Raw genomic sequence first — 5,607 nt, forward strand, 5'->3', positions numbered from 1 at the left:
ATGTCCGGCGGCGTCCTACTCTCCCACGATCTCTCGGTCGCAGTACCATCGGCGCTGGCAGGCTTAACTTCCGGGTTCGGGATGGGACCGGGTGTTTCCCTGTCGCTATGGCCGCCGTAACTCTTTCAACCCACACCTGGTGTTCTGGGGGGTGTTCACCCAGGCGGTGGTGTGGTTGGTCTATGTAGTTATCACTGGTGTTGTGATGGGTGGTGTGGACGCGAGACACACATGATGTTGTTGTGTGTTTGCAGGGCGTGTGTGGTGCGTTGATGCATGTGCACACGGTGTTGGTGTGGCTTGGTGCCACACACTCGCCTTACCGCCCCCGGGTGGGGGGCGGGGACACGGTGACCACAGTTGACCAGTGTCTGGTTTGTGGTGTGTGTTGAGAGTGTGTGAGGGCAAGCCCTCGGCCTATTAGTACCGGTCGGCTGGGCATTACTGCTGTACACCTCCGGCCTATCAACCCCATCATCTGTGGGGGGCCTTACCCGGTTGACCCGGTGGGAAACCTCATCTTGAAACGTGCTTCCCGCTTAGATGCATTCAGCGGTTATCACTTCCGAACGTAGCTAACCAGCCGTGCCCCTGGCGGGACAACTGGCACACCAGAGGTTCGTCCATCCCGGTCCTCTCGTACTAGGGACAGCCTTTCTCAAGTTTCCTACGCGCGCGGCGGATAGGGACCGAACTGTCTCACGACGTTCTAAACCCAGCTCGCGTGCCGCTTTAATGGGCGAACAGCCCAACCCTTGGGACCTACTCCAGCCCCAGGATGCGACGAGCCGACATCGAGGTGCCAAACCATCCCGTCGATATGGACTCTTGGGGAAGATCAGCCTGTTATCCCCGGGGTACCTTTTATCCGTTGAGCGACCACGCTTCCACATGCCGTGGCCGGATCACTAGTTCCGACTTTCGTCCCTGCTCGACATGTCTGTCTCACAGTCAAGCTCCCTTGTGCACTTACACTCAACACCTGATTGCCAACCAGGCTGAGGGAACCTTTGAGCGCCTCCGTTACATTTTAGGAGGCAACCGCCCCAGTTAAACTACCCATCAGGCACTGTCCCTGAACCAGATCATGGCCCTAGGTTAGACATCTAGTACGACCAGAGTGGTATTTCAACGTTGACTCCACCCCAACTGGCGTCGAGGTTTCACAGTCTCCCACCTATCCTACACAAGCCGAACCAAACACCAATACCAAACTATAGTAAAGGTCCCGGGGTCTTTCCGTCCTGCCGCGCGTAACGAGCATCTTTACTCGTAGTGCAATTTCGCCGAGTCCATGGTTGAGACAGCGCCCAAGTCGTTACTCCATTCGTGCAGGTCGGAACTTACCCGACAAGGAATTTCGCTACCTTAGGATGGTTATAGTTACCACCGCCGTTTACTGGGGCTTAAATTCTCCGCTTCGAGATCACTCTCTAACAGGTCCTCTTAACCTTCCAGCACCGGGCAGGAGTCAGTCCGTATACATCGTCTTACAACTTCGCACGGACCTGTGTTTTTAGTAAACAGTCGCTTGGGCCTGGTCTCTGCGGCCATCACCGCTACCACACGCAAGGTGTGTCACGGATCCGGCCCCCCTTCTCCCGAAGTTACGGGGGCATTTTGCCGAGTTCCTTAACCATGGTTCGCTCGATCGCCTCGGTATTCTCTACCTGATCACCTGAGTCGGTTTCGGGTACGGGCGGCGTATAGCTCGCTAGAGGTTTTTCTCGACAGCATAGGATCACCCACTTCCCCCATACGGGGTCCCCATCACATCTCAGGCTCGACATCAAAGCCAGGTGCCCGGATTTACCTAGACACCGCCCTACATGCTTGGCCACAGACAACCATCGCTGTGGTTGGGCTACCTTCCTGCGTCACCCCATCGCTTGACTACTACCAGCTCGGGTCCCATGCTCCACCACCACGTCACTACCCCGAAGGGCAGCAATCAACGATGGCTTCGGATGGTTAGCATCACCAGGTTCATCATGGGCGCTACTTTGCCGGTACGGGAATATCAACCCGTTGTCCATCGACTACGCCTGTCGGCCTCGCCTTAGGTCCCGACTTACCCAGGGCAGATTAGCTTGACCCTGGAACCCTTGATCAATCGGCGCATGTGTTTCTCACACATGATTCGCTACTCATGCCTGCATTCTCACTCGTGTCCCATCCACCGCTCGATCACTCGACGACTTCACACAGAACACGACGCTCCCCTACCCATCCATGCCCCCGTTAGAGGTCCAGATCGAATCTGAGCATGAATGCCATAGCTTCGGCGGATGACTTGAGCCCCGCTACATTGTCGGCGCGGAATCACTTGACCAGTGAGCTATTACGCACTCTTTCAAGGGTGGCTGCTTCCAAGCCAACCTCCTGGTTGTCACTGCGACTCCACATCCTTTTCCACTTAGTCACCGCTTAGGGGCCTTAGCTGATGGTCTGGGCTGTTTCCCTCTCGACTACGGACCTTATCGCCCGCAGACTCACTGCTGCGCTCTCACTTGCCGGCATTCGGAGTTTGGCTAACGTCAGTAACCTGGTAGGGCCCATCGGCTATCCAGTGCTCTACCTCCGACAAGAAACACACAACGCTGCACCTAAATGCATTTCGGGGAGAACCAGCTATCACGGAGTTTGATTGGCCTTTCACCCCTATCCACAGGTCATCCCCTCAGTTTTCAACCTAAGTGGGTTCGGTCCTCCACGCAGTCTTACCCACGCTTCAACCTGCCCATGGATAGATCACCCCGCTTCGGGTCTTGATCGCGCGACTGTAACCAATAAAGGTAACGCCCTCTTAGGACTCGCTTTCGCTACGGCTTCCCCACACGGGTTAACCTCGCCACACAACGCAAACTCGCAGGCTCATTCTTCAAAAGGCACGCCGTCACCCCCACTCCACGAAAACGTGGCGGCCGGGCTCCGACGGATTGTAGGCACATGGTTTCAGGTACTATTTCACTCCCCGCCAGGGGTACTTTTCACCTTTCCCTCACGGTACTTGTCCGCTATCGGTCATCAAGGAGTATTTAGGCTTAACGGGTGGTCCCGCCAGATTCACACAGAATTTCAGGAGTTCCGTGTTACTTGGGAAATGCGATACGCAGTCACACACTTACGCCTACCGGACTCTCACCGTCTACGGCACCGCTTTCCAACGGCTTCGACTTCACGCGTGATTTCTTACTACGCCACACACCGGCAGATGCACGACACACACTCCCACAACCCCACACACACAACCCCTGCCGGGTATCACATGCGCATGGTTTAGCCTGATCCGATTTCGCTCGCCACTACTCTCGGAATCACTATTGTTTTCTCTTCCTACCGGTACTGAGATGTTTCACTTCCCGGCGTTCCCTCCACACACCCTATACATTCAGGTGCAGGTAACACGACATGACTCGTGCTGGGTTCCCCCATTCGGACACCCCCGGATCAACGCTCGGTTGCCAACTCCCCAGGGCTTATCGCAGGCTCCAACGTCCTTCATCGGCTCTTGATGCCAAGGCATCCACCATGTGCCCCTACTAGCTTGCCACCACACACACCCAACACACACAACAACCCACCAGCCCACACACAGCAGACCAGCAACATCATCGAGCACATCAAGCATCTGGGCAGCCACATCACAATGCGCACAAACACACACGCACCAAAGGCACACACTACAAACGAACAAACAAAAACAAGATGCTCGCGTCCACTATCCACCTATCAAACAACCTACCCACACCCACAAGCCACCAGCCATCACGACCAGCACCCATGAGCAGGGCCAGCAGAGCAACCAGACACAACATCTGATCCCTCAGACACCCAACAGTGTGTCACCACCAACCACCACCACCCGAAGACCACCCACACAACGCAGGCACCCACAAGCAACAGCAGTCATGACATCGACAGAAAGTTCCACCAAGAAGCCCCACCACAACAGTGCTCGAAACACTCGCCCGAGCACGGGCAGGCACTACTCCTTAGAAAGGAGGTGATCCAGCCGCACCTTCCGGTACGGCTACCTTGTTACGACTTCGTCCCAATCGCCAGCCCCACCTTCGACAGCTCCCTCCCCAAAAGGGGTTGGGCCACCGGCTTCGGGTGTTGCCGACTTTCGTGACGTGACGGGCGGTGTGTACAAGGCCCGGGAACGTATTCACCGCAGCGTTGCTGATCTGCGATTACTAGCGACTCCGACTTCATGGGGTCGAGTTGCAGACCCCAATCCGAACTGAGACCGGCTTTTAGGGATTCGCTCCCCCTCACGGGATCGCAGCCCTCTGTACCGGCCATTGTAGCATGCGTGAAGCCCTGGACATAAGGGGCATGATGACTTGACGTCATCCCCACCTTCCTCCGAGTTGACCCCGGCAGTCTCCTATGAGTCCCCACCATCACGTGCTGGCAACATAGGACGAGGGTTGCGCTCGTTGCGGGACTTAACCCAACATCTCACGACACGAGCTGACGACAGCCATGCACCACCTGTACACCCCCAAAAGAAGCCCCATCTCTGAGGCGGCAGGATGTATGTCAAACCCAGGTAAGGTTCTTCGCGTTGCATCGAATTAATCCGCATGCTCCGCCGCTTGTGCGGGCCCCCGTCAATTCCTTTGAGTTTTAGCCTTGCGGCCGTACTCCCCAGGCGGGGCGCTTAATGCGTTAGCTACGGCACGGAACCCGTGGAATGGATCCCACACCTAGCGCCCAACGTTTACGGTGTGGACTACCAGGGTATCTAATCCTGTTCGCTCCCCACACTTTCGCTCCTCAGCGTCAGAACATTCCCAGAGAACCGCCTTCGCCACCGGTGTTCCTCCTGATATCTGCGCATTTCACCGCTACACCAGGAATTCCGTTCTCCCCTGAATGCCTCAAGTCTGCCCGTATCGAAAGCAAGCACCGAGTTAAGCCCGGTGTTTTCACTCCCGACGCGACAAACCGCCTACGAGCCCTTTACGCCCAATAATTCCGGACAACGCTCGGACCCTACGTATTACCGCGGCTGCTGGCACGTAGTTGGCCGGTCCTTCTTCTGCACATACCGTCACTTGCGCTTCGTCTGTGCTGAAAGAGGTTTACAACCCGAAGGCCGTCATCCCTCACGCGGCGTTGCTGGATCAGGCTTCCGCCCATTGTCCAATATTCCCCACTGCTGCCTCCCGTAGGAGTCTGGGCCGTGTCTCAGTCCCAGTGTGGCCGGTCACCCTCTCAGGCCGGCTACCCGTCGAAGCCTTGGTAGGCCATTACCCCACCAACAAGCTGATAGGCCGCGAGCACATCCCCCACCGAAAAACTTTCCACCACACACCATGCGACATGCGGTCATATCCGGTATTAATCACCGTTTCCGGTAGCTATCCCAAAGTGGAGGGCAGATTACTCACGTGTTACTCACCCGTTCGCCGCTCGAGTACCCCGAAAGGCCTTTCCGCTCGACTTGCATGTGTTAAGCACGCCGCCAGCGTTCGTCCTGAGCCAGGATCAAACTCTCCATTGAAAACCAAAAACCATACACACAAAAGCATGCACAACAATCGGCACAACAAACAATCCAAAACCTGACAAACAAACCCCGACAAACCATAAAAA

The 5,607-nt window shown here is 56.1% G+C and carries 3 rRNA genes; all 3 read right to left on the bottom strand.

What is annotated here, in order from left to right:
- Positions 1–2: 2 nt before the first annotated feature.
- The 3 genes from rrf to ISG29_RS20310 all read right to left on the bottom strand — a co-directional run bounded on the left by rrf (position 3) and on the right by ISG29_RS20310 (position 5,515).
- Positions 3–119 (bottom strand): 5S ribosomal RNA (gene rrf / locus ISG29_RS20300).
- 281 nt (positions 120–400) lie between these two features.
- Positions 401–3,553, bottom strand: a 23S ribosomal RNA gene (locus ISG29_RS20305).
- Positions 3,554–3,999: 446 nt separating this feature from the next.
- Positions 4,000–5,515, bottom strand: a 16S ribosomal RNA gene (locus ISG29_RS20310).
- The 16S, 23S and 5S rRNA genes sit together here, the layout of an rRNA operon.
- Between the last annotated feature and the right edge of the window lie 92 nt (positions 5,516–5,607).

The sequence above is a fragment of the Nocardioides acrostichi genome (assembly GCF_015319165.1).
Taxonomy (GTDB): Bacteria; Actinomycetota; Actinomycetes; order Propionibacteriales; family Nocardioidaceae; genus Nocardioides; species Nocardioides acrostichi.